This is a genomic window from Desulfocurvus sp. DL1XJH-121 (assembly GCF_054819825.1).
The window spans coordinates 1-266 of sequence record NZ_JBTVWW010000111.1 but is presented as its reverse complement, the minus strand read 5'-3'; the positions used below and the strand labels follow the sequence as shown (position 1 = coordinate 266).

Sequence of the window (266 nt, the reverse complement as noted above, 5' to 3'; positions counted from 1 at the left end):
CTACGGCGCGATACTGCGCTATAAGCAGACGGAAAAAACCTTCAGCGAAGGATTTCGCCTGACCACCAATAACCGCATGGAAATGATGGCGGCGATCGTGGCGCTGGAAGCGCTGACGGTGCCTTGCGCCGTGACGCTCAGCACCGACAGCCAGTACGTGCGCCAGGGCATTACCAGCTGGATCCATAACTGGAAGAAACGCGGTTGGAAAACCGCCGACAAAAAACCGGTCAAGAATGTCGATCTGTGGCAGCGGCTGGATCAAG

1 protein-coding gene is annotated in these 266 nt (G+C 56.8%); it reads left to right on the top strand.

The window, feature by feature from the left end; translation table 11 throughout:
- On the top strand, positions 1-266 hold a 266-nt coding region (locus ACYYG1_RS17520), incomplete at both ends, for a ribonuclease H family protein (protein WP_461211619.1).